This window comes from Streptomyces endophytica, assembly GCF_026153355.1.
In the GTDB taxonomy this organism is placed as follows: Bacteria; Actinomycetota; Actinomycetes; order Streptomycetales; family Streptomycetaceae; genus Streptomyces; species Streptomyces endophytica.
The window spans coordinates 416,780-441,469 of sequence record NZ_CP110636.1; the positions used below are offsets into that span (position 1 = coordinate 416,780).

At 70.2% G+C, this 24,690-nt stretch carries 18 protein-coding genes and 1 pseudogene; 2 read left to right on the forward strand and 17 right to left on the reverse strand.

Features of this window, described 5'->3' with window-relative positions; translation table 11 throughout:
- Positions 1-426 precede the first annotated feature (426 nt).
- The 5 genes from OJ254_RS01815 to OJ254_RS01835 are packed head-to-tail and all read right to left on the reverse strand — an operon-like array spanning position 427 to position 6,664.
- On the reverse strand, positions 427-765 hold the full coding sequence (locus OJ254_RS01815) for a hypothetical protein (RefSeq protein ID WP_265360967.1): 339 nt from the start codon (positions 763-765) through the stop codon (positions 427-429).
- Positions 755-2,761 carry an RHS repeat-associated core domain-containing protein gene (locus OJ254_RS01820; RefSeq protein ID WP_481005506.1) on the reverse strand — a complete coding sequence of 669 codons (2,007 nt, stop codon included), beginning with the start codon at positions 2,759-2,761 and terminating at the stop codon, positions 755-757. Before OJ254_RS01820 ends, OJ254_RS01815 begins: the two co-directional genes overlap by 11 nt.
- Positions 2,758-5,577 carry a putative T7SS-secreted protein gene (locus tag OJ254_RS01825; protein WP_265360969.1) on the reverse strand — a complete coding sequence of 940 codons (2,820 nt, stop codon included), beginning with the start codon at positions 5,575-5,577 and terminating at the stop codon, positions 2,758-2,760. Before OJ254_RS01825 ends, OJ254_RS01820 begins: the two co-directional genes overlap by 4 nt.
- Positions 5,574-6,203, reverse strand: a complete 630-nt coding sequence (locus OJ254_RS01830) for a hypothetical protein (protein WP_265360970.1) — start codon at positions 6,201-6,203, stop codon at positions 5,574-5,576. The genes OJ254_RS01825 and OJ254_RS01830 overlap by 4 nt, the downstream gene beginning before the upstream one ends.
- Positions 6,194-6,664: an SseB family protein gene (locus OJ254_RS01835; RefSeq protein WP_265360971.1), complete on the reverse strand. Its 471-nt coding sequence runs from the start codon at positions 6,662-6,664 to the stop codon at positions 6,194-6,196. Before OJ254_RS01835 ends, OJ254_RS01830 begins: the two co-directional genes overlap by 10 nt.
- A gap of 393 nt (positions 6,665-7,057) precedes the next feature.
- Between OJ254_RS01835 and OJ254_RS01840 the strand changes: the two genes are divergently transcribed.
- Both OJ254_RS01840 and OJ254_RS01850 read left to right on the forward strand, forming a co-directional pair.
- Complete coding sequence (locus tag OJ254_RS01840; RefSeq protein WP_265360972.1) at positions 7,058-8,797, forward strand: chitinase; 1,740 nt, start codon at positions 7,058-7,060, stop codon at positions 8,795-8,797.
- A gap of 309 nt (positions 8,798-9,106) precedes the next feature.
- Positions 9,107-9,955, forward strand: a complete 849-nt coding sequence (locus OJ254_RS01850; protein ID WP_265360973.1) for a COG4705 family protein — start codon at positions 9,107-9,109, stop codon at positions 9,953-9,955.
- Between the two features lie 209 nt (positions 9,956-10,164).
- Here OJ254_RS01850 and gatB read toward each other — a convergent pair whose 3' ends face one another.
- The 12 genes and pseudogenes from gatB to gdhA form a co-directional block, all read right to left on the reverse strand.
- Complete coding sequence (gene gatB / locus OJ254_RS01855) at positions 10,165-11,673, reverse strand: Asp-tRNA(Asn)/Glu-tRNA(Gln) amidotransferase subunit GatB (RefSeq protein WP_265360974.1); 1,509 nt, start codon at positions 11,671-11,673, stop codon at positions 10,165-10,167.
- Positions 11,674-11,705: 32 nt separating this feature from the next.
- On the reverse strand, positions 11,706-11,948 hold the full coding sequence (locus OJ254_RS01860; RefSeq protein WP_030412837.1) for a hypothetical protein: 243 nt from the start codon (positions 11,946-11,948) through the stop codon (positions 11,706-11,708).
- Positions 11,945-13,438, reverse strand: a complete 1,494-nt coding sequence (gene gatA / locus OJ254_RS01865; protein ID WP_423835802.1) for an Asp-tRNA(Asn)/Glu-tRNA(Gln) amidotransferase subunit GatA — start codon at positions 13,436-13,438, stop codon at positions 11,945-11,947. Before gatA ends, OJ254_RS01860 begins: the two co-directional genes overlap by 4 nt.
- A 5-nt stretch (positions 13,439-13,443) precedes the next feature.
- Positions 13,444-13,740, reverse strand: coding sequence for an Asp-tRNA(Asn)/Glu-tRNA(Gln) amidotransferase subunit GatC (gene gatC / locus OJ254_RS01870; RefSeq protein ID WP_030799488.1), 297 nt, complete (start codon positions 13,738-13,740; stop codon positions 13,444-13,446).
- 475 nt (positions 13,741-14,215) lie between these two features.
- The gene (locus OJ254_RS01875) at positions 14,216-16,324 is read right to left on the reverse strand and encodes a putative bifunctional diguanylate cyclase/phosphodiesterase (RefSeq protein ID WP_261955533.1); all 2,109 of its coding nucleotides are present in this window, start codon (positions 16,322-16,324) and stop codon (positions 14,216-14,218) included.
- A 156-nt stretch (positions 16,325-16,480) separates the two neighbouring features.
- Positions 16,481-18,697, reverse strand: a complete 2,217-nt coding sequence (gene ligA / locus OJ254_RS01880; RefSeq protein ID WP_265360976.1) for an NAD-dependent DNA ligase LigA — start codon at positions 18,695-18,697, stop codon at positions 16,481-16,483.
- Positions 18,698-18,728: 31 nt separating this feature from the next.
- Positions 18,729-19,685, reverse strand: coding sequence for a methionine synthase (locus tag OJ254_RS01885; RefSeq protein WP_423835993.1), 957 nt, complete (start codon positions 19,683-19,685; stop codon positions 18,729-18,731).
- A 137-nt stretch (positions 19,686-19,822) separates the two neighbouring features.
- Positions 19,823-21,259: an MFS transporter gene (locus OJ254_RS01890; protein ID WP_265360978.1), complete on the reverse strand. Its 1,437-nt coding sequence runs from the start codon at positions 21,257-21,259 to the stop codon at positions 19,823-19,825.
- Positions 21,260-21,357: 98 nt separating this feature from the next.
- Complete coding sequence (locus OJ254_RS01895; RefSeq protein ID WP_265365010.1) at positions 21,358-21,735, reverse strand: MarR family winged helix-turn-helix transcriptional regulator; 378 nt, start codon at positions 21,733-21,735, stop codon at positions 21,358-21,360.
- Between the two features lie 118 nt (positions 21,736-21,853).
- Entirely contained in the window at positions 21,854-22,543 is a 690-nt protein-coding gene (locus tag OJ254_RS01900; protein ID WP_265360979.1) for an SDR family oxidoreductase, read from the reverse strand.
- Between the two features lie 47 nt (positions 22,544-22,590).
- Positions 22,591-23,133, reverse strand: a complete 543-nt coding sequence (locus tag OJ254_RS01905) for an LOG family protein (RefSeq protein WP_265360980.1) — start codon at positions 23,131-23,133, stop codon at positions 22,591-22,593.
- A 68-nt stretch (positions 23,134-23,201) separates the two neighbouring features.
- Positions 23,202-24,577 (reverse strand): annotated as a pseudogene (gene gdhA, locus OJ254_RS01910) (NADP-specific glutamate dehydrogenase).
- Positions 24,578-24,690 lie beyond the last annotated feature (113 nt).

The window sequence follows — 24,690 nt, forward strand, 5'->3', positions numbered from 1 at the left end:
GAACGGGGACGTAGGGCCCCCACGCGCCGGTTTGGCACGTCAGCGAGCCCCATCAGAGCAGCCTGACACCCGGAAAAGATCCTTTGCCCTGTTTGTGGGGTTCCCCACAAACAGGGCGCATGAGGAGTGCGTTACCGAAGATTCCTCCCGCACACCTCACGCTTGCGCGCCCGTGCACTTCGGTCGGCGTCAGCCGCTGGCCGCCAGGCACCCCAGGCCTCGCGGACGATAGCGCCCGAGCTGAGGCGCCATCCCTGCCCCTGCCTTGATACGACTAACCACGGCAAGATTGACCGACTCGCCTGCACAAGAGGTGCGCATGAACCGACGGCAAGCACGCAGTCCCGACGGGCATCACTCATCCAGCCGGCAGGACGTGCAACGAGGCGCCCATCCACGTCGCCCAGAGGCAACTTGCCCCTTGACTCACCTGGTGGTGACGCCAGGAGCTGAGTCCAAGACATCCCGCTTGGCCAGTGTGGCCACTCCTGATCCGGCGAGCGTGACCTTGCCGGAGTGAACGGTATCGAGTTGCTCAACCTGCTTGCCATACCACTCGATGGCAGTCAGCGTGAGCCGTGGCTCAGTCGCACTGACGTCACTCCCGGAACCGCAGTGACGAAAGACCATGCCCAGCCGTGCCGTCCCGTCGATGCAGCGCACCACGCACACCGCCTCGCCCCCTGCCGTTCCGGGCGGCCCCGGTGTGACAGACTCGATTGATTCGATGCTCAGCGAAGCCTTCTCCCACACGTCATCCTGCACGTCGGTGAGCCTCCTCGACAAAGTGCGCGATCTGTTCCGGGGAAAGTTTAGGCACATCGTATTCGAGTAGGGGATCAATATCTCCGTTGCCAATCTTGCGCGGGACGTGAATCCCCATTTCGGAGAGGATCTCCCGGGAAACCGACGAGGGCACCTGTACAGAGGCCCGGGACGACAGCTCCGCTGGACTCAGCTCGACCGGCCATTCCGCTTCCCGCGCGATATACCCCTGATGCACAGGCACCCCGTCCAACGCGCCACGCGGATAGATTTCAACAACAGCGTCGCCGAACCGCTCCGACTGCGTCGCGAACACGGTGGCGACGCCGGGGTCAGAAGACGTCGGCGTGATGCCATATCGCTGCACGCCTGGGCTACCCTCAAAGCCTCTCGTGGTTCCGCGGAACAGATGCGAAGGACACGGTGACAGACCAAGCGGGTCGATCGAACTGTGCGGGTTGCGAACGTACGTCGATGGGTTGGCTGCTGGGGCGAGACCCAGCGGGTCCGGCGTGACGTAGCGCCCCGTCTCCGGGTCGTAGTGCCGGAAGTAGTTGTAGTGCAGTCCCGTCTCAGGTTCGTAGGACTGACCTGGGTAACGTAGCGGCGTGTACGCGGTGCTATCGGACGCCCAGGTGGTGCCACCCCAGACGGTTCTTCGAACTTGCCAGGCAATATCCCCCCGCTCATCGACCAGCTCACAGGGCGCCCCGACAAGGTCGGCAATGACAGCGAAGAACCTTTTGTCTGCCACGCGCACAGGCGAGGAATGGAGGCCCTCCGCAAGGATTTTTCGTTCACTCTGAGCAATCGGCACCAGGCCCTTGAGGTCCCACGTCAGGGCAATCCCTCTCGATTTGCCCGGAAAACACGTAGTCTGCTCAGTTAGGGCAGATCCGTCCCATGCAAAGTCAGTTTGTTCAGCGGCTGAGCCGTCTTCAGCTTCGCAGCGCCGCTTAGCGATGCGGCGGCCGAATGGGTCGTAGAGATATCGCCAGATGGTTCCGTCTGGCGTAATGACACTGGCAAGTCGACCTTCGGTGTTCCAGGTGTATCGCCACGTGTCCGGCTTCCGAGAAACACGAGTCTTCTGGCGGAGGGTGACGCGCCCCAGTGCGTCGTGTTCGTAGCGGATGCGGCCGGCTCGCGTGATGTTGGTGCCCTCGTAGGACCTTTCGCCTCGGGCCGACGGGTTGGGGTGGTGGTCGGGCCAGGTGGCGTGGGTTTGGTTGCCGGCGGGTCGTAGGCGTAGGTCTCGGTCCAGTCGGTGGCGTGGACGGCGGTGACTCGGCCGGCGCGGTCGAGGTCGAAGGTGCGGCGGCCGGTGTGGGAGTCGTCGATCGCGGTGAGGTGGCCGTCGGGGCGGTAGGTGTAGGAGCGGGAGAGGACCTGGTCCACCTCTGCGGCGGCGGTGTGGGGGGGTTTGGGCGGTGCCGGTGCCGACTGTGGTGAGGGACTGGGTGGTGAGGCGGCCGGTGGGGTCCCAGGTGTGGGAGAGGGTGAGGTTGTCGCCGATGGTGCGGGTGAGCTCTTGGCCGGCGGCGTCGTGGTCGAAGGTGAGGACGTGGCCGGCGATGTCCATGGCGGTGCGGTTGCCGGCGGCGTCGTAGGTGTAGGTGGTGGTGTGGCCGGTGGGGGTGGTGCGGCTGGTGCGGCGGCCCAGGACGTCGTAGGTGAACGTCATGGTGCGGCCGTTCACGGATTCGGCGGTGATGCGGCCGAGGATGTCGCGGGTGTAGGTGACCGTCGCGTCGGGGTTGGTGGCCTGGTGGAGGTTGCCGGAGGGGTCGTGGAGGTAGGTCGTCAGCAGACCCGCGGCGTCCTTCTCCGTGATGCGCCCGAGGGTGTCGCGGGTGTAGGTGGTGACCTCGCCGAGGGCGTTGGTGCGGGTGGTGAGTTGGCCGGCGGGGTCGTGGGTGTAGGTGAGCACCCGGTCGTCGAAGTCCGACTCGGACGTCAGGCGGCCTGCTGCGTCGTAGGCGTAGTTCCAGGTCAGGGCCTGGGGTTGGTGACCTGGGTGAGGCGGAGTTCGGTGTCGTGGGTGAACTCGTAGCGGACGCCGTCGGGGTCGGTGCGGGCCGTGAGGAGGTCGAAGTGGCCGTACTCGAACGTGGTCGTCTGGCCGATGGCGTCGGTGTGGGAGGTGCGGTTGCCTTCGCCGTCGTAGGTCCATTCCTCGGTGGCGCCGGTGGGGTCTATTCGGGCCAGCAACTTTCCTTCGACGGACCAGAGCATGTGGGTGGTTTCGCCCAATGGGTCCGTGATGGAGGTGGTGCGGCCGAAGGCGTCGCGGCGGTAGTGGGTCACCGCGCCGAGGGGGTCGGTGACGGAGAGGGGTAGGCCGGCCTTGTTGCAGTAGAGGTGGGTGGTGTTGCCGAGGGCGTCGGTGACGGAGGCGAGGTTGCCGTGGGCGTCGTGGGTGTAGGTGGTGGTGGCGCCGGTGGGGTCTGTCGACGCGGTTCGGTTGCCGGTGGCGTCGTAGGTGTGGGTCCAGGTGGTGCCGTCGGGCCCGGTGACCGCGACCGGGTTGCCGTCGGTGTCGTAGGTCGTGGTGGACGTGGAGCCGTCCGGGAGGGTGACGGTCACCGGGCGGCCGGCGTCGTCGTACGAGAGGTGAGTGGTGCGGCCCAAGGGGTCGGTTGTGGACAGGATGCGGTGCCCCGCATCCCGCACCGTGCGGGTGGTGGCGCCGGTGGGGTCCGTGGTGGCGACGATGTGGTGGTGGTCGTTGACCTGGTAGGTGGTGACCTGGCCGAGGGAGTTGCGGTGGTGGTTGGTGCGCAGGCCGGTTTCCGGGTCGGGGTCGCCCCAGGTGAAGTCGCCGCGGAGGTGGCCCTCGATGCCGCCCTGGGTGATGCAGCGGTCGGCGTCGTCGTAGACGTAGTGGTAGCTGCTGTTGTTGGTGTCGGTCCAGGAGGTGATGCGGCCGGACTCGTCGTAGGTGAAGTGGAGGGGGAGGCCGGAGGAGTTGGTGACGGTGGTGAGGTTGCCGAGCTCGTCGTAGCCGTAGGTGACCAGGAGTTGGTCGCTGCCGTCGGGGGCGGCGCCGGCCAGGTGGAGGGCGGTGATGCGGCCCTCCTCTGTGGTGAGGAGGAGGCGGTAGCCGGCGCTGTGGGTGATGGCGAGCGGGGTGCCGTCTTCGGTGTAGTCGAAGGTGTGGTGGTTGCCGTGCCGGTCGGTGATCTCGTCGAGGACGGCGAGGTGGTCGGTGTAGGTGGTGAAGTAGCGGCGTAGGCCCGTCACCGGGTCCACCAACAAATAGTCGCCGTCGGGGGTGAGTTCCAGCGGGGCGCCGTCGCCCTCGACGGGGCGGGTGGGGACGCCGACCGCCGGGTGCGGGTAGAGGAGGAAGTTGCCCTCTTCGCCGATGAGGATGACGCCCTCGGAGTCGATCTCCAGGCGCTGGTCGACCGTGGACATCCAGCTCGGGCCGAACCAGCGGCCGGTGCGGTAGGACGACTCGAAGGTGCGGGAGAAGGAGAGCGGGAGGCTGCCGGGGAGGGTGATGTCCGTTTGCGGCAGGTGCATGCGGCCAGTGGCCATGTCGATGGGGTCGCTGCCGAACGTCTTGCACCAAGCCGTACGCAGACGGTCCCGGACGGTGCGCTTGCCGCCCTCCTTGGCCGCGGTGCGGGCCGCATTTTCGGCGGCCTCCTTCGCGCCCGCCTTGGCCGCAGTCTTGCCGAGCCCTCCTGCGCCTTTTCCTCCGAGGACGTTCACCAACGCAGAACCATAGGCATCGAAGGGATCGCTGCCCCAGCCCGAGCCCAGCATCCCCTTGGCCGTCTCCACCGGGTGGAGGGGCGCCTGGGCCAATCCCATGAGGGTCATGGCGGTGTTGTCGGCGAACTGGAAGGGGTGCGTGACGTTGTACGGGTCCAGCGGATTGATCTTGCGGCCCAGCTTGAGGGTGTCGGCCCCGGCCTTCAGAGCACCGCCGGCTATGTGCAGGTGCTCAAGGACGACCGCCTGGCTGCCGTCCTTGAGGGCAGCGCCCGCCAGTTGGGTCAGTGCCGGCTTCTCGGGCGCGTGCGCCAAGGCGGCCTTGAGGGCGTCGCGGGCGTGCTCGGCGGCTTCGTTGCGCTGGCTGCGGGCCTCCTTGAGCATGTCCTGTGCCGCCTCGCGGCCCTCGGCGCCCGGGTCGACCTCGACGGTCGGTTCCTGGGGCATGGGGCCGGGGTCCTGGCCCTGCTCGACGGCGGCGTTGTAGGCATCCGCCTGGGAGTTGTACTTGTCGACCTTCGCCTTGTACGCCTCGAAGGAACGGCGGGTGGCCTCCTGGGCGTGGTGGTACTTCTCGATCGCCTCGGCGGCCTTGTGCTGCGCCCAGATCACCGTCTCCACGTACGACGTCAGCGCCTTGGAGGCGTCGTCGCAGGCGTCGGCGGCGTGCATCCACTGCTTGGGGTGCATGTCGAACGCCTCACGGAAGGCATCGGCCGCCTTGCCGCTCCAGTGCTGGCCCGAGCCCAGCTTGCGCATGCCGTTCGCCACCCGGTCGAACGCGGCGGAGAAGTCCTTGAGGTGGGACGCGGTCTCGGCGATCTTGCCCGGGTCACCGTGGATGAGTTCCTTGGGATCCTCGGTCTCGCCGAGCTGGCGTTCGTCGACGTGTGCCCCGAGGGCGCCGGCCACCTTCGCGCCGCCACTACGGACCGCATGCGCCGCATCGTCCAGGCCGACCGTTTCCAGCGCGTCCCCGGTCAGCTCGGCACCTTTCTCGACCACCTCCCCCGCGCCGCGCTCGATGGCACCCGTGATCTTGCTCGCGCCCTCGCCGACCGCGTCGATGGCATCACCGAAGATGCTCACTTGCCGTTACCCCCGTGTCCCTGCTGGCCCTGCGGCTTCCCCGCCTCGTGAAAGTCCGTGGTGACCTCCACGTCCTCCCCGCCGTACTTGATGCGGTCCGGGACCGACTGTGCGTCCTGGAACAACCGGTCGCCCGCTTCCAGCATCTGTTTGCGCGAGTCCCGCGACGCCTTGGAGTTCGGGTCGAAGTCGGCGTTGGCCACCTGGGAGATCGGGTTGTCTCCGATGACCTTGCCCCAGGACCTCTTGTGCAACTGCTCCGCGGTCAGGTTCGGGTCCCCCATCGCCGCGTTCACGGTCTGCTTCAGGGCGTCCGAGAAGTACTGCTCCTGCTCGTAGTAAAGGCCGGCCGTGATACCGAGCTTCTTGGAGAATTCGTTGGCGTCCTGCATCAGGGTGCGGACGCCCCAGCCCCAGCGGTCGCAGAAGGAGTCCAGGACGGCGGCCAGGCCGTCATCGCCGCATTCCATGTTGTCCAGGGACAATCGGTCGAAACCGCGGCCCAGTTGGGCCTCCACATCGAAGCCGAGTTCCTTGAGCTCTGCCGTTGCCGCCCTGATTCCCTTGGTGAGTTGCTCGAACGCCTCCGGTTCGAGTTGGTAGCCGTCTCCGCTCATCAGGCCCATTTGCGCTCCCCCTCGCGCGAAACGTCCGATATACCGTCAGATATGCCCTCAGGTATGCCGCCAGGTGCGTCGTCGTCCGATACGACGGTGACGTCGATGGCTGCCTCGTAGGGCACGATTCCGGCCACCGGCGGGAAGAGCGCACCCTGCTCGCCACCCGCGTCCAGGGCCACCCCCGTAGGGCCCTCGATGGCGGGAATCAGCACGTCAAGGACGCGAGCGCCGGACACGGTCACGTACCGCCACTCCGCGCCGGGCTCCGTGCCGCGCCCCAGCGCGAAGCGGGACAGCGCCTCCTCGTCGGTGAAGGCGTACAGCCAGCGGATGCCGTCCAATTCAGTGGAGAGAAGCGTGTCGTCGACCGTCGGAATCAAGACATGCGTGCGCCGGAATTCGCCCACAAGCGCGGCCGGATCTGGTTGACCGGCATGAATCGCCGCCACCTCATCGATCAAAGACATAACGGACCGAGCCCCTCCCCCGATTCCCTGCTCAACTGCCGAACATACTTTGGCATACGGCACTGACAACGGAGTGTTGGACACGGGGGCGGCAGGGCAAGTGAAAGGCCGGGGCAGGGAACCGGACCGGGGTTCTTTTCGGCTTCAATTACCTTGCCGTTTGCGTGGGGAGGGGATTCGACCCGCATAACTGGCGGCCGCCTCGCACTCGATCCCACCCCCTCCCCGGCCGCCCACAGCCGCACCGCCCGGGCCCGTCCGTCCGTGTCGCACCCCTTGACCGGCGTATTGGTCTGAACCATTCTGTGCGCAGGGTCGGGAACGGCCCCTCGTCAGCGGTGGCCACCGTCTCGTGCAGTCCTCGGGTTTCCCCCTTCGGCACAGGAGACAGGTATGCCCCGTATCGCAGCACGCGCCCGCACCAGACCATCCCGTCACAGACGCCTGATCGCGGCCGTCCTGACGGCCTTCGCCACCGCGGCGGCCACCCTGACCACGACCGCCCCCGCTGACGCAACGGCCGCCTCCCCCACCGTCGACGTCAACGTCGCCAAGAACGCCGGCTACGAGTCCGGGCTGAGCAATTGGAGTTGCTCGGCGGGGAGCGGGGTCTCCGTCGGCGCCCCCGTGCACGGCGGCGCCGCGGCGCTCAAGGCGACCCCCACCGCCTCGGACAACGCGACCTGCTCCCAGACCGTGGCCGTCAAGCCCAACGCGACGTACCGGCTGAGCGCGTACGTCCAGGGTTCGTACGTCTACCTGGGAGCGTCCGGCACCGGAACGACGGACGTCTCCACCTGGACACCGTCGGCCACCGGGTGGCAGCAGCTCGCGACCAACTTCACCACGGGTCCCAGCACCACCTCCGTCACCGTCTTCACCCACGGCTGGTACGGACAACCGGCCTACTACGCCGACGACTTCAGCGTGCTGGGGCCGGACGGCGGGGGCGGCACCGATCCCGGACCGCAGGTCCCGGCGGCGCCCGGTGGCCTGACGGCAGGATCCGTGACCTCCTCCTCGGTCACGCTCTCCTGGAACCCGGTCTCCGGTGCCACGGGCTACACCGTTTATCGCGACGGGGCGAAGTCGGCCACCACGGGCGGCAGTTCGGCGACGGTGACCGGGCTCTCCCCCTCCACCAGCTACCGCTTCCAGGTCTCCGCCACCAACGCGGCCGGCGAGTCGGCCCGTTCGGCCGAGATCACCGCCACGACCTCCCCCTCCGGTGGCGGCACCGACCCGTCCGTCCCCAAGCACGCGGTCACCGGCTACTGGCAGAACTTCAACAACGGCGCGACGGTCCAGAAGATCAGCGATGTGCCGAACCAGTACGACATCATCGCGGTCGCCTTCGCCGACGCGACGACCACGCCCGGCGCGGTCACCTTCAACCTCGACTCGGCGGGCCTCGGCGGCTACACCGTCGACCAGTTCAAGGCCGACATCAAGGCCAAGCAGGCGGCCGGCAAGTCCGTCATCCTCTCCGTCGGCGGCGAGAAGGGGACTGTCTCCGTCAGCGACTCCGCCTCGGCGGCCAACTTCGCCGACAGCGTGTACGCGCTGATGCGGCAGTACGGCTTCAACGGCGTCGACATCGACCTCGAAAACGGCCTCAATCCGACGTACATGACGCAGGCGTTGCGCTCGCTCTCCCAGAAGGCGGGCGGGAAACTCGTGCTCACCATGGCGCCGCAGACCATCGACATGCAGTCGACGTCCGGCGGCTACTTCCAGACGGCACTGAACGTGAAGGACATCCTCACCGTCGTCAACATGCAGTACTACAACAGCGGTTCGATGCTGGGGTGCGACGGCAAGGTCTACTCCCAGGGCAGCGTCGATTTCCTCACCGCGCTGGCCTGCATCCAGCTCGAAGGCGGCCTCGACCCGTCCCAGGTGGGCCTGGGCCTGCCCGCCTCCACCCGGGGCGCGGGCAGCGGCTACGTCGCCCCGAGCGTCGTGAACGCCGCCCTGGACTGCCTCACCAAGGGCACAGGCTGCGGCTCGTTCAAGCCGTCCCGGACGTATCCGGGCGTACGCGGCGCCATGACCTGGTCCACGAACTGGGACGCGGCGAGCGGTAATGCGTGGTCGAACGCGGTCGGGCCGCACGTTCACGCCCTGCCGTAGCCCGGGCTCCGCCCCTCGCCCTCGCCATCGCCCCGGAACAGCGCCACACGGCCTTCCCGGGTCCGCGCTCGCCGATGCCCCACGCGTCGGCGAGCGCGGCCACGAGCAGCGGCCCGCGACCGCCCCGGCCGGGTACGTGGCAGACCACCGACCCCCGCCGTGCGTGACGTGCACTCGCTTCGTCTACAGTCCTGTAGACGATAGATCGCTGGGCAGCGACCACCGACCGCGCGTGGACCGCTGAACAGTGCCCAAAATGCAGTGGGTTGCCAAGGCGCGACGTATCGCGCCGGAAGGGCGGACGGCACGATGGCGCAGTCGACCGGTGGGGCGACGACCCTGCCCACCACGGGGGAAGGGCGGGGTCACGAGCCCCTGCCGCACGCGGGACAGAACCCCGGCTGGAGCAAGGTGCCGCAGGTCACGGCCCTGTTCTGGGGAGTGAAGATCCTCACCACCGGCATGGGCGAGACGGCCTCGGACTACCTCGGCCGGACGCTCGGGCCGATACCGGCGGGCTGCCTCGGACTGGCCGGCTTCCTGCTGTTCCTGGTCCTCCAGTTCCGGGCCACCCGCTACCGGCCGTGGACGTACTGGACCGCGATCGTCATGGTCAGCGTGTTCGGCACGATGGCCGCCGACGTCGTGCACGTCATGGCCGGCATCCCCTACACGGTCTCGGCGGTCGCCTTCACCGTCGCGCTGGCGGCCCTCCTGACGGCCTGGTACCGGGCCGAGGGGACGCTCTCGATCCACAGCGTCCGCACCCGTCGCCGGGAAACGTTCTACTGGGCGACGGTGCTCGCCACCTTCGCGCTCGGCACCGCGGTGGGCGACCTCACCGCGGGCACCTTCCACCTGGGATACCTCCCCTCCGGCGTGCTGTTCGCCGCGCTCATCGCGGTACCCGCGCTGTCCGAGCGGTTCCTCGGGCTGAACGCCGTCGCCGCCTTCTGGGGGGCGTACGTGCTGACCCGCCCGCTGGGGGCCTCCTTCGCCGACTGGATGGGCGTCTCCACCGCTCGCGGTGGCCTCGGCTGGGGGACGGGGCCGGCCACGCTCGCGCTCACGGTGCCGATCGTGCTGCTCGTGGGCTACCTGGCGATCAGCCACAAGGACACCCCGCCCGAGCAGACCGGCGCACACCACGCCCTCTGACGGGGCAGGACGGACCGCGTCCGGTCCCTGTCCTTACGCGACGGGGGCCGAGCGCCCGCCCGATCTCAGCCCGCGATCAACTCCGGTACCTGTTCCCGGAGTTGGTCCGGGCCCAGGGCGAAGCCCTCACGCCCCGGTGGTACGTACGCGAAGCGGCCGCCCCTCCGTGGAAGGACGGCCGCTGAAGCAGGCAACCAGGGCGAGCGGGATCAGCCCTCGACGCCCAGCTTCTCCAGGATCAGTTCGCGGACCCGCGCCGCGTCGGCCTGGCCGCGGGTGGCCTTCATGACCGCGCCGACCAGGGCGCCCGCCGCGGCCACCTTGCCGCCGCGGATCTTGTCGGCGATGGCGGCGTTGGCGGCGATCGCCTCGTCGACGGCGGTGCCCAGGGCGCCCTCGTCGGAGACGACCTTCAGGCCGCGCTTCTCGACGACGGTGTCCGGGTCACCCTCACCCGCGAGCACGCCCTCGATGACCTGACGGGCCAGCTTGTCGTTCAGGTCTCCCTTGGCGACCAGCTCGGCAAGCCGGGCGACCTGCACCGGCGTGATCGGCAGGGCCGCGAGCTCCACGCCGTCCTCGTTGGCGCGGCGGGCCAGTTCGCCCATCCACCACTTACGGGCCGCGGCGGCGTCCGCACCGGCCTCGACGGTGGCGACGATCAGGTCGACCGCACCCGCGTTGAGGATCGACTGCATGTCGTGCTCGCTGATGCCCCACTCCTCGCGGAGGCGGTTGCGGCGCACCCGCGGCAGCTCGGGCAGGGTCGCGCGCAGTTCCTCGACCCACTCGCGGGAGGGGGCCACCGGGACCAGGTCCGGCTCGGGGAAGTAGCGGTAGTCCTCCGCCTCCTCCTTGATCCGGCCGGGCGTCGTGGAGCCGTCCTCCTCGTGGAAGTGCCGGGTCTCCTGGACGATCTTGCCGCCGGAGGAGAGCACCGCGGCGTGCCGCTGGATCTCGAAGCGGGCCGCCCGCTCCACGGAGCGCAGGGAGTTGACGTTCTTGGTCTCCGAACGCGTGCCGAACTTCTCGGTGCCGTTGGGGCGCAGCGAGAGGTTCACGTCGCAGCGCATCTGGCCCTGCTCCATGCGGGCCTCGGAGACGCCGAGCGCCTTGATGAGCTCGCGGAGTTCGGCGACGTACGCCTTGGCGACCTCGGGGGCCCGCTCGCCCGCGCCCTCGATGGGCTTGGTGACGATCTCGATGAGCGGGATGCCGGCGCGGTTGTAGTCCAGGAGGGAGTGCCGGGCGCCGTGGATGCGGCCGGTGGCGCCGCCGACGTGCGTCGACTTGCCGGTGTCCTCCTCCATGTGGGCGCGCTCGATGTGCACCCGGAAGACCTCGCCGTCCTCCAGCTGTACGTCGAGGTAGCCGTCGAAGGCGATCGGCTCGTCGTACTGGGAGGTCTGGAAGTTCTTCGGCATGTCCGGATAGAAGTAGTTCTTCCGGGCGAAGCGGCACCAGTCCGCGATCGTGCAGTTGAGCGCCAGGCCGATCTTGATGGCCGACTCGACACCGGTCGCGTTCACGACCGGGAGCGAGCCGGGCAGGCCGAGGCAGGTGGGGCAGGTCTGCGCGTTGGCGTCGGCGCCGAGGGCGGTGGAACACCCGCAGAACATCTTGGTCTTGGTGCCGAGTTCGACGTGGACCTCGAGCCCCATGACGGGGTCGTAGGCGGCCAGCGCGTCCTCGTACGACACCAGGTCGGTGACAGTCACGGTGAAACTAACCTCTCAGGGTCCGGCGCCGGTCAGTCCGCGAGGACGTCGTCGTCGCCCAGACGGCGCAGTTCGCGGATGAGCAGGGCGACGCCGGTGACGATGGCGGCGGCGGAGACGACGGCGTCGACCAGCTGGAGCGTGTCCTGCTCCACCCGCGCCTTCTTCGCCTGCTTGACGACGCTCACCGCGCCGAACAGCGTGGTGCCGATGGACAGGTACGTACCGGGCTTGGACTTCTTGAAGCCCTTGGCCTTGGCGAGCTTTCCACTCACAGTGACGGTGCCTCCTCAAGCAGCGGGTGACCCCACTTGGCGGTGAACGCGGCCTCGACCGCGGCGCCGACCTTGTAGAGCCGGTCGTCCTTCATGGCGGGGGCGACGATCTGCAGGCCCACCGGCAGCCCGTCCTCGGGCGCCAGACCACAGGGCAGCGACATGGCTGCGTTGCCTGCCAGGTTGACGGGGAGCGTGCACACGTCGGCGAGGTACATCGCCATCGGGTCGTCGGCACGCTCGCCGATCGGGAAGGCGGTGGTCGGCGTCGTCGGCGAGACGATCACGTCGACCTGCTCGAAGGCCTTCTCGAAGTCGCGGGTGATCAGCGTCCGCACCTTCTGGGCGGAGCCGTAGTACGCGTCGTAGTAGCCGGAGCTCAGCGCGTAGGTGCCGAGCATGATCCGGCGCTTGACCTCGGGGCCGAAGCCGGCCTCGCGGGTCAGGGCGGTGACGTCCTCGGCGGACTTCGTGCCGTCGTCGCCGACCCGCAGGCCGTAGCGCATGGCGTCGAAGCGGGCCAGGTTGGAGGAGCACTCGGACGGCGCGATCAGGTAGTACGCCGCGAGCGCGAGGTCGAAGGACGGACAGTCCAGCTCGACGATCTCGGCGCCCAGCTCCTTCATCAGCGCGACCGACTCGTCGAACCGCTGCAGCACGCCGGCCTGGTAGCCCTCGCCGCGGAACTGCTTGACGACGCCGACCCGCATGCCCTCGACGCTGCCGTTGCGGGCCGCCTCGACGACCGGCGGGACGGGGGCGTCGATGGAGGTGGAGTCCATCGGGTCGTGCCCGGCGATCACCTCGTGCAGCAGCGCGGCGTCCAGGACCGTACGGGCGCAGGGCCCGCCCTGGTCGAGGGAGGACGAGAAGGCGACCATGCCGTAGCGGGAGACGCCGCCGTAGGTGGGCTTGACGCCGACCGTGCCGGTGACGGCGGCGGGCTGGCGGATGGAGCCGCCGGTGTCCGTGCCGATGGCGAGCGGGGCCGCGAAGGAGGCGAGGGCGGCGGAGGAGCCGCCGCCGGAGCCGCCGGGGATCTTGGTCAGGTCCCAGGGGTTGCCGGTCGGGCCGTAGGCGCTGTTCTCGGTGGAGGACCCCATGGCGAACTCGTCCATGTTGGTCTTGCCGAGGATGACGACGCCGGCGGCCTTGAGCTTCTTGGTGACCGTGGCGTCGTACGGCGGGATCCAGCCTTCGAGGATCTTGGAACCGACGGTGGTCGGGACGCCCTCGGTGGTGAAGATGTCCTTGAGCGCGAGCGGGACGCCGGCCAGCGGGCCGAGCTCCTCGCCGCGGGCACGCTTCTCGTCGACGGCACGGGCCTGCGCGAGCGCGCCCTCGCGGTCGATGTGGAGGAAGGCGTGCACCTTCTCGTCGACGGCCTCGATGCGGGCCAGGTGGGCCTCGGTCACCTCGACGGCGGTGACCTCGCCGGAGGCGATCTTGTCCGCGATCTCGGCGGCGGTGAGCTTGATCAGGTCGGCCATGTCGGTCACTCCTCCCCCAGGATCTGCGGCACCTTGAAACGCTGCTGCTCCTGGGCCGGGGCGCCGGAGAGCGCCTGCTCGGGGGTCAGCGACGGACGGACCTCGTCCGGCCGCATGACGTTGGTCAGGGGCAGCGGGTGGGAGGTCGGCGGAACGTCTTGGTCGGCGACCTCGGAGACGCGGGCGACCGCGCCGATGATGTCGTCGAGCTGGGTGGCGAAGTGGTCGAGCTCTTCGTCCTTCAGCTCCAGACGTGCCAGCCGGGCGAGGTGGGCGACCTCCTCGCGCGTGATGCCAGGCATGCAGAGATCCTCTGGTGTTCTTGGCGGAGTGTTCTGGGCGGAGTGTTCCAGGTGGAGTGATCTCGGCGAGCACTCCGGTGAACTTTTCCGGCCCAATCCTATGGCGTACGGGTCAGCGGCCGCGAAACCGTTTCGCCGGGGCGCGGCCCGTGCGGGCGGGCGCGCCCCGGTCAGCGGGGCCCGGGGGCCTGATCGGGCCCGTCGGACGGGTCGCCGTCGGCTTCCGGTTCGCCGCTTTCCGCGGGTCCGGGTGGGCTCTCGGCTTCCGGTGGGCTCTCGTTCTCGGCTGCGCTGTCGGGTTCGGCTTCGGCTTCGGCTTCGCTGTCAGGGTCGGCGTCGGCTTGGCTGCCGGCTTCGGCTTCGTTGCCGGCTTCGGCTTCGTTGCCGGCTTCGGCTTCGCCGGCGTTCTCGGCTTCGGCTTCGTTCTCGGCTTCGCCGGTTTCGGAGCGGGGACATGGGACGGCCGGTGGCCGGGTCAGTTCAGGACCTGTCCCGAAGGGCGCTCGGCGGCCTTCTCCGCCGCCAGGGCGGCCGTCTCCGATTCGCGGTGCCAGCCGTGCTCACCGCGGGCCCTCAGCCAGGCCGTGGTCTCGTCGGGCGGCATCGCGGCCGCCACCAGCCAGCCCTGGACGGCGTCGCAGCCGAGGTCGCGCAGCCGTTCCCAGGTCTCGTCGTCCTCCACGCCCTCGGCGACGACCAGCAGGCCGAGCGAATGGGCCAGGTCGAGGGTGCAGCGGACGATCTCGGCGTCCTCCGTGTCGACGGCCAGCCGGGCCACGAACGAGCGGTCGATCTTCAGCTCGCTGACCGGGAGGCGGCGGAGGTGGACGAGGGAGGAGTAGCCGGTGCCGAAGTCGTCCAGCGACATCTTCACGCCGTGGGCGGTGAGCCCGGCGAGCGTGTCGGCGGCCCGCTGTGGATCCTCCAGCAGGACGTGCTCGGTTATCTCCAGTTGGAGGGCGCCCGGTGGGACCCGATGTCGGGCGAGCCGGGCCGCGACGGCGCCGGCGAAGCCCGGGGAGTGCACGTCGCGGGGGGAGACGTTGACCGCGACCGGGACCTCCAGGCCCATCGCGCGCCAGCGCGCCACCTGGGCGAGCGCCGTCTCCAGCACGTATTCGGTGAGCCGGGGCATCAGGCCGGAGGACTCGGCGATCGCGATGAACTCGTCGGGCGGCACCCGGCCGCGGTCGGGGTGCACCCAGCGGACCAGCGCCTCCAGTCCGGCGACATGTCCGTCGAATCCCACCTTGGGCTGGTAGTGCAGCTCGACGTCGCCGGCGTCCAGGGCGCGCCGCAGATCGCCCAGCAGGCCGAGCCGGTCGGGGGTGTTGCCGTCGCGCTTGGCCTCGTAGAGCTCGACGCCGCTGCGGTCCCGCTTGGCCTGGTACATCGCCACGTCGGCGCGGCGCAGCAGCCCTTCGGCGTCCAGGGCGTGGTCGGGAAAGACGGCGACCCCCGCGCTGGCTTCGAGCACGAGGGTCAGTCCGTCGAGGTCGAGCGGCGAACTGAGGGCGGCGACCAGATTGCGGGCCACCCGCTGGGAGCTGGTGAGGGAGTCGGTGGTGGGCAGCAGGACGGCGAACTCGTCACCGCCGAGCCGGGCCGCCTCGGCGCCGCGCGGCAGGGCGTGCCGCAGCCGGTCGGCGATCTGCAGCAGCAGGCGGTCGCCGGCGAGGTGGCCGAGGGTGTCGTTGACGGAACGGAAGCGGTCCAGGTCGATGAGGACCAGGGCCGAGCGGGCGCCGATCCGCTCGGCCTCGTCCAGCGCGGTCCAGGTGCGCTCCAGCAGCCACTGGCGGTTGGGCAGGCCGGTGAGCGGGTCGCGCAGCTGCTCCTCGGCGCGGGCCCGGGCTATCCAGAGGGTGGAGTCCAGCGCGATCAGCGGGACCGCGAACAGCGGCAGCAGCAGCGGGGCGTTGACCGCGCAGACGGCGATCAGCGGGGCGATGCCGAGCAGCGCGATGCCGACCAGGGCCTGGCGGACGACCGCGGTGCGCGGAATGGCGGGGAGCTGGCCGCTGCGCGGGGTGAGGCTGAGCCACAGCAGGCCGCGGCTGACGAAGAGGTAGCCGCCCGCGGTGACGACGACCTCGGGGAGGACGGAGAGGTCCCAGGCGAGCGGGGTCCACGGCTGGCGGACGGTGGAGACCACGCCGAACGCGGCCAGGCCGAGCGCCGCGGCGCCGATGCCGAGAACGTCGACGGCGCCGTGCACCACGGCCTGCCGCCAGCGGTTCCGGCGGGCGGCGCCGACCAGCACGACGACGGAGAGGCTGACGAGGGTGGCCGGGACCCAGCCGTACAGCAGCAGGACGGCGAGGGCGAGCGCCGCGCCGGAGCCCGTGCCGCCCCACCAGCGGTCGCGGCCGAGGGCGACCAGATGGCCGACGATGACGCCGGTCAGGATCGCCAGCGACCATCCCACCGAGCCTCCGGGGAACAGCGCGTCACCTACGCCCAGAGTCCGGAACACGCCCGTGGCGAGCGCGAGGCTCGCCACGGTGACGATGGCCGCGGGCAACGCGGGCACGACGAGCTGCCGGAGCCGCGACGCCGGAGCGGCGCTGTCGGTCGGTTTCATTCCGATCCCTCTCACAGCCGGCTGTGCCCGCGCCACGGCAGGCGCACTCCTCAACAGTAGGCCGCGGAAGGCCGCCGCGGGCAGCGATCGGCGACGGTTGCCCGAATGCGACCCGGCATCCTGGATCAATCTGGTATGCGCCGATGGGGTGACACCTCACTCCTCCTCAGGCGGAGTGACAGCTACCGCTCGTGCCGCTTCGGGACCCTGTTCCAGCAGCACCGCGAAGCCGTCATCGTCCAGGACCGGGACCTTCAACTGCATCGCCTTGTCGTACTTCGAACCGGGGTTGTCGCCCACCACCACGAAACCGGTCTTCTTCGAAACGGAACCGGTCACCTTCGCTCCGAGGTTCTGGAGGGCCTCTTTCGCGCCATCTCTTGTGTGTGACTGAAGTGTGCCCGTTACGACGACGGTGACGCCTTCGAGGGGGCGTGGGCCCTCGTCACCCGTTTGCTCCTCCTCCATTCGGACGCCGGCGGCCCGCCACTTCTCGATGATCTCGCGGTGCCAGTCCTCGGCGAACCACTGCTTCAACGACGCGGCGATGGTGGGCCCGACGCCGTCCACGGCGGCCAGTTCGGCCTCTTCCGCGTCCCGGATGCGGTCGATCGAGCGGAACTCGCGGGCCAGCGCCTCGGCCGCCACCGGGCCCACGTGCCGGATCGACAGACCGGTCAGGATGCGGGCCAGCGGGCGCTCCTTGGCGGCCTGGATGTTCTCCAGCATCGCGAGGGTGTTCTTCTTCGGCTCGCCCTTCTGGTTGGCGAAGAACGTGACGACCTTCTCCTCGCCGGTCTTCGGGTCCCGCTTGGGCAGCCCGGAATCGGGGGCGAGGACGTACGACTTGATGGGCAGCAGCTGCTCGACGGAGAGCCCGAACAGATCACCCTCGTCCTTCAGCGGCGCCTCGGCCGGCTCCAGCGGCTGACTGAGGGCCGTGGCGGCGACATATCCGAAATTCTCGATGTCCAGGCATTTGCGGCCGGCGAGATAGAACAGCCGCTCACGGATCTGCGCGGGGCAGGAGCGGGTGTTGGGGCAGCGGAGGTCGATGTCCCCTTCCTTGGCGGGCTGCAGGGCCGTGCCGCACTCGGGGCACTCGGCCGGCATCACGAACTCCCGCTCGCCGCCGTCCCGCAGATCGACCACCGGGCCGAGGATCTCGGGGATGACGTCGCCGGCCTTGCGGATCACGACGGTGTCCCCGATCAGCACCCCCTTGGCCTTGACCACGTCCTGGTTGTGCAGGGTCGCGAACTCCACCTCGGACCCGGCGACCGTGACCGGCTCGACGACCGCGTACGGCGTGACCCGGCCGGTGCGGCCGACGCCGACCCGGATGTCCACCAGCTTGGTGTTGACCTCCTCCGGGGGGTACTTCCAGGCGATCGCCCAGCGCGGGGCGCGCGAGGTCGAGCCCAGCCGCCCCTGGAGCCGGATCTCGTCCAGCTTGACGACCACGCCGTCGATCTCGTGCTCCACGGCCGTGCGGCGGGTCTCGGGATCGCCGTAGTGGGCGATGAACTCCCGCACCGCGTCGAGGGAGTCGACGACCCTGTTGTGCGTGGCCGTCGGCAGGCCCCACTCCTTGAGCAGGCCGTACGCCTCCGAGAGCCGGTCGATCTCCAGGCCGTCGCGGGCGCCGAGGCCGTGGACGACCATGTGGAGCGGGCGGCTGGCCGTGATCTTGGGGTCCTTCTGGCGCAGCGAACCGGCCGCGGCGTTGCGGGGGTTGGCGAACGGCGGCTTGCCGTCGGCCACCAGGCGCTCGTTGAGCTGGAGGAACTTCTCCAGGGGGAAGTAGACCTCGCCGCGCACCTCGACCAGGGCCGGAATCCGGTCGCCCGTCAGGCGGTTGGGAATGTCGGCGATCGTCCGGACATTGGGGGTGATGTCCTCGCCGGTGCGGCCGTCGCCACGGGTGGCGGCGCGGGTCAGCCGGCCGTGCTCGTAGGTGAGGTTGACGGCGAGGCCGTCGACCTTGAGCTCGCACAGGAAGTGGTAGCCCGCACCCTTGGGGGCGCCGCCCAGCTCGCCGGCGAGCCGCTCCGCCCAGGCCGCCAACTCCTCCTGGTCGAAGGCGTTGTCCAGCGAGAGCATCCGCTCGCGGTGCTCGACCTCGGTGAATTCCGTCGCGTACGCACCGGCGACCTTCTGGGTCGGGGAATCCGGGGTGCGCAGCTCGGGGTGATCGTTCTCCAGGGCCTCCAGGGAGCGCAGCAGCCGGTCGAACTCGGCGTCGCTGATGACCGGAGCGTCCTTCACGTAGTAGCGGAAGCGGTGCTCCTCGATCTGCTCAGCGAGCTGCGCGTGCTTCTCCCGCGCCGCTGCGGGCACCTTGGATTGCGCTGCGTGCTGTTCGCCAGCCACCGTCTTGTCCTCCCGTGGTCCTTGAGTGCGGTCACTCAGGGTTGTCTGCGAGCGACCTCGCCGCCCGGACGCAATGGGCGAGCACCGAACGGGCATAAGCGGGCGAAGCGCCCGCGAGCCCGCACGACGGGGTGACGACCACGGACCCGCTGAGAGTCCCCGGTGCCAGCCCCAACCTGCGCCAGAGCGTCCTGACACCCATGACGCTACCGGCAGGGTCTGACAATCGACCGTCCACGCCCGGCACCACGCCCGCGAACAGCGCCGTACCGCCCTCGACCGCCTCTCCGATCGCCTCCTCCTCACGCTCGGTGAGCAGTGCGAAATCGAACGAGATGCCCGTGACGCCGGCCCGCCGCAGCAGTCCGAACGGCACCCCGGGCGCGCACGAGTGGACGACCACCGGTCCGCCCTGCGCCACTGCCACGAGATCGCGCAGCGCGCCCTCGACCACCGCCCGGTCCACGGCCCGGTGCGTCCGGTACCCGCTCGCCGTCTTCACCCGCCCCTGGAGCACCGCGGTCAGCGACGGCTCGTCGAGCTGGAGGACGACCTCGGCGCCCGGGATCCGGCGCCGGACGTCCGCGAGATGCCCGCGCAGCCCCTCCGCCAGCGACGCCGCGAGGTCCCGGCAGGCACCGGGGTCGCTGAGGGCGGCCTCGCCGTTGCGCAGTTCCAGGGCGGTGGCGAGCGTCCAGGGCCCGACCGCGGAGACCTTCAGCGGGCCTTCGTAGCCCTGGGTGAACTCCTCCAGGGCGTCGAGGTCCTCGCCGAGCCAGGAATGCGCCCGCCGGGTGTCCCGGCCGGGCCGGTCGCTGATCCGCCAGCCGCTGGGCTCCACATGGCCGTAGACCTCGACGAGCATCCCCAGGGTGCGTCCGATCATGTCGGCGCCGGGACCCCGCGCCGGGAGCTCCGGCAGATACGGGAAGGTCTCCAGCGACCCGGTGACGGTCTTGGCCGCCTCCCGCGCGTCCCCGCCGGGCATCGACCCGATCCCGGTCGCCGCGCCCGTCGCCCACTCGTACGTGCTGTTCTCGCTCACCCCGGAAGGGTATGCGGCGGCGGGCCCGGGGTGCGTACCCCGGGCCCGCCGCCGGGCACCCGCCGCGGCAGTGCGGCCGGTCACCGCCGCCCGCGCACGCCCAGCCAGCCGGTCACCGCGGCCACCGCCAGCGCCCCGGCCGTGAGGGTGAAGACGGCCTGCGCGCCCGGATAGCCGCCGCCGGCGGCGGTGAGCGCCGCGCCCATCCCGGCGATGCCGACCAGCGAGCCGATCTGGCGGTTGGCGTTGAGGGTGGCGCTGCCGATGTCGGCGTGCTCCCGGCCGGCGGCCTCCATCAGGACGCCGGTCAGCGCCGGGGAGCTGATCCCGCTGCCGATGTTGGTGGCGGCGAGCACCACCGCGAGGACCCAGTACGGCAGTCCGGGACGGACGATCAGGAAAAGCACGACATATCCGGCGGCGGAGAGGGCCAGCGAGGCGGTGAGCGCGGTCCGGTTGCCGAGGCGGTGCCCGATCCGGGCGTAGAGCATGTTGCCGAACGGCAGGATCAGGACGGCCGGGAGCATCTGGAAGCCGGCGGTCACCGCGCTCGCACCGCGGGCCGTCTGGAGGAACAGTCCGAGGACGAACAGGGCGCCGTAGAAGGCGAAGTTGAAGAGGAAGCCGACCACGTTGGCCGCGGAGAACCGGCTGTCCGAGAAGAGCGCGACCGGCAGGACGGGCGTACGGGCGGTCCGCTCCCGGACGGCGAATCCGGCCACCGCGGCCACGGTGACCGCGAAGGCGCCCAGCACGAGCGGCGCGGACCAGCCCTGGTCCGGCCCTTCGATGAGGGCGTAGCTGAGCGATCCGAGGGCGAGCAGCCCGAGGACGTGACCGGTGCCGCCGAGCGCCGAACCGCGGGCCGGGGTCGCCGCGATCACCCGGCGGGTGAGCAGCAGTCCCGCGGCGCCGATGGGGAGGTTGACCAGGAAGATGGAGCGCCAGCCCAGGGTGCCGACGAGGAGGCCGCCGATGGTCGGGGCGAGCCCCACCGAGGTGGAGACGATCGCCGACCAGACGCCGAGGATCCTGGCCCGGCGGGCCGGTTCGGGGAAGGCGTTCATCAGCAGCGACAGCGAGCTGGGCATGAACAGCGCGGCGCCGACGCCCTGGGCGAAGCGGGCCGCCACCAGGACGGTGCCGTCCGGTGCCACGGCGCCGAGCAGGGAGGCGGCGGTGAACGCGGCGAGCCCGATGAGGTAGATCCGGCGGGCACCGAACCGCTTGGCCAGCGAGCCGGCGAGCAGCAGCAGCGCGGCGAAGGCGAGGACATAGCCGTCGACGACCCAGGTGAGGCCGGCCATGGTCAGGCCGAGGCGGGCACGCAGGTCGTGCGCCGCGACGTTCATGATGCCGGTGTCCAGGCTGGCCATCACGAACCCGAGCGCCAGGACGAGGAGTTGGAGCCCGCCACGGGCCGCCGGTGTCGCCGACGTCGCCGACGCTACGTGCGCGGCCGGCGTCTCGGACGTCTCGCGCGCCGAGCCGCGCGCCGTCGCCTTCTCAGTGATCATGCAATACAGTTAAAGCTGTAACCGTCATCCTCGCAATGATTACAGCTATAACTTTACGAAAGGCATACGGAACCGCCGACGCCGGACGGGCGCAGGTGTCAGTCGCCCCGCCCCAGGGCCTTCAGCAGGTCATCGCGCAACGCGGCCCGCTCCTCGTGGGAGAGGTGGTCCAGCGGCGACTCCGTGCCCATCCGGCGCAGCAGGTCCAGCCGCAACTCCCGCCCCGCCTCGGTCAGTACGAGCTGCTTGGCCCGGCCGTCCAGCGGATGCGGCTCCCGCACCACCATGCCCTGTTTCTCCAGCTTGGAGATGACATAGGTGACATTGGGCGGTTCGCAACACAGCACCCCGGCCAGCTCCCGCGCGGTCTTCGGCTCGCCGAGCTCCTCCAGCGCCTTGGCCTGCGTCGGCGTCAGGTCCAGCTCGGCGATCCGGCTGCGCTGATGGGCGTCCAGCCGGCGGCTCAGTTCGGTCACGAGCCCCCGGATCTCCCGGAACCCGCACCCCGCCGCCGCGGTCGACTTCGCTTCAGTGGTCACTCTTGCAGCGTACGTCGCCGCGGCGGTCCTCCGGGTGGCCCGTGGGCCACGGTCCTCAGCGCCCCGGGCGCACCGTGACGTCGTTGATCTCCGCGTCCCGCGGCAGGTCCACGGCGGCGAGGATCGTCGCGGCCACCGACTCCGGGTCGATCCAGCGGGACGGGTCGTACGCCTTGCCCTCCTGCTGGTGGGTGCTCTCCTGCATCGGCGTGGCCGTGCGCCCCGGGTAGACCGAGGTCACCCGCACGCCGTTGCCGTGCTCCTCCGCCCGCAGGGAGTCGGCCAGCGCCTTCAGGCCGTGCTTGCTCGCCGCGTACGCGCTCCAGTTGGCGTGCGCGTTCAGTCCGGCACCGGAGTTGACGAAGACCACATGGCCCTTGGCGAGCCGCACCAGCGGCAGCAGCAGCCGGGTCAGCTCGGCCGGCGCCACCAGGTTGGCGGCGAGCTGCCGCTGCCACGCCTTGGCCGGCAGGTCGCCGACCGCGCCCAGTTCGATGACGCCCGCGATGTGCTGGAGGGAGTCGATCCGGTCCGGCAGTGACTGCTGGCCGAGCGCGAAGGACAGCTTCTCCGGGTTGGCCAGGTCGCCCACGATCACCCGGGCCGTGGGGAACTGCGCGGCCAGCTCCTTCGCGCGGACCGCGTTGCGCGCCAGCAGCCACAGCTCCTCGCCGCGCTCTGCCAGCCGCCGTGCGACCGCCGCTCCGATGCCCGACCCTGCGCCCGTGATCAAGTGCGTACCCATGGGCCCGATCCTAACGAGCCGGCCCACCGGGCGGCGGGGTGGCGGCTTCAGGCCGGGTAGCCCGCCTTCTCCTCCAGGTAGGCCAGCGCGCCGACCCCGTCCGCCGCGAAGAACACCAGGTCGGTGAGGGGAAGCGGCAGGAAACCCTCGTCCTCCATGCGCCGGAACTGCTCGTGCAACCCGTCGTAGAAACCGGCGGTGTTCAGCAGCACGACGGGCTTGTGGTGCAGCCCGTGCTTGCGCAGCTCCAGGATCTCGGTGGCCTCGTCGAGGGTGCCCGTGCCGCCGACCATGATGACGATGGCGTCGGCGCGGGCCAGCATCTCCGCCTTGCGCTCGGCGAGGTCCTTGGTGACGACCATCTCGTCGGCGCCCGCGCGCGCCTTGTGCGCCAGGAACTCCACGGAGATCCCGATCAGCTTCCCGCCGGCCTCCTGCACCCCGTCGGCCATGACCTTCATCAGCCCGGTGTCCGAACCGCCCCACACCAGCGCGTGCCCGCCCTTGCCGATCAGCTCGGCGAACCGGCGGGCCGGGGTGACGTAGCGGTCGTCGAGGTCGGCGGCGGAGCAGAAGACGCAGATGTTCATGCCGGCCACCTTACGAGCCGGCGGCGGCGGGGCGGCCGCCGCACCGGCGCGCGCCCCGCCGCCCGCGATCAGATCAGGCCCTGGTCGAGCATCGCGTCCGCGACCCGCTCGAAGCCCGCGATGTTGGCGCCCGCGACGTAGTCGCCGGGCCGCCCGAACCGTTCGGCGGTCTCGTAGCAGGTGCGGTGGATGCCGCGCATGATCGCCGCCAGCTCGCCCTCGGTCCGCTCGAAGGACCAGGTGTCCCGCGCGGAGTTCTGCCGCATCTCCAGCGCGCTGGTCGCCACGCCGCCCGCGTTGGCGGCCTTGCCGGGACCGAAGGCCACCCCGGCCTCCTTGAAGAGCGCCACCGCGTCCGGTGTGGTCGGCATGTTCGCGCCCTCGGACACCGCCTTGACGCCGTTGCGGACCAGGATCCGGGCCGCCTCGGCGTCCAGCTCGTTCTGGGTCGCCGACGGCAGCGCGACGTCACAGGCGACGTCCCACACCCGGCCGCCGGGCACGTACCGGGCCGACACCCCGCGCCGCTCGGCGTACGCGCTGATCCGGCCGCGCTCGACCTCCTTGATCTGCCGCAGCAGCGCCAGGTCGATGCCCTTCTCGTCGACGACGTAGCCGCCGGAGTCCGAGGCGGTCACCACGTTGGCGCCCAGCGCCTGTGCCTTCTCGATGGTGTACACCGCGACGTTGCCGGAACCGGACACCACGACCTGCTGGCCGTCCAGCTCCTCACCGCGCTGCTTGAGCATCTCCTGGGTGAACAGCACGTTGCCGTAACCGGTGGCCTCCGTACGGGCCTTGGAACCGCCCCAGGACAGGCCCTTGCCGGTGAGCACCCGGCCTCCCAGCGGTTGGTGATCCGCCGGTACTGGCCGAAGAGGTAGCCGATCTCCCGGCCGCCGACGCCGATGTCACCGGCCGGTACGTCGGTGTGCTCGCCGAGGTGGCGGTGCAGTTCGGTCATGAACGACTGGCAGAACCGCATCACCTCGGCGTCCGACCTCCCGTGCGGGTCGAAGTCGCTGCCGCCCTTGCCGCCGCCGATGTTCAGGCCGGTCAGGGCGTTCTTGAAGATCTGCTCGAAGCCGAGGAACTTCACGATCCCGAGGTTCACCGACGCGTGGAAGCGCAGCCCGCCCTTGTAGGGGCCGAGGGCGCTGTTGAACTCCACCCGGAAGCCGCGGTTGACGTGGACCGTGCCGGCGTCGTCCTGCCAGGGCACCCGGAACATGATCTGCCGCTCGGGCTCACAGATCCGCTCCAGGATCTTCGCCTCGGCGAACTCCGGCCGGGCGGCCAGTACGGGCGACAGCGTCTCCAGCACCTCCAGGGCCGCCTGGTGGAACTCGGCCTCACCCGGGTTCCGCCGCACCAGCTCGGCGTACAGGGATGCCGGCCCGGCCTGCTGCGCGCCGGACCTGACCTCAGACTGAACAGTCGACATATGGACTTCCGTTCCGTTCGTGGCCGCGAAGGCCCCACCGCTGACCCCGTGCCGGCCGACCATACTCGGCGCGCACGGCGTCCCGGGACGGCTACCGCCCGGTCCGGGCCGTG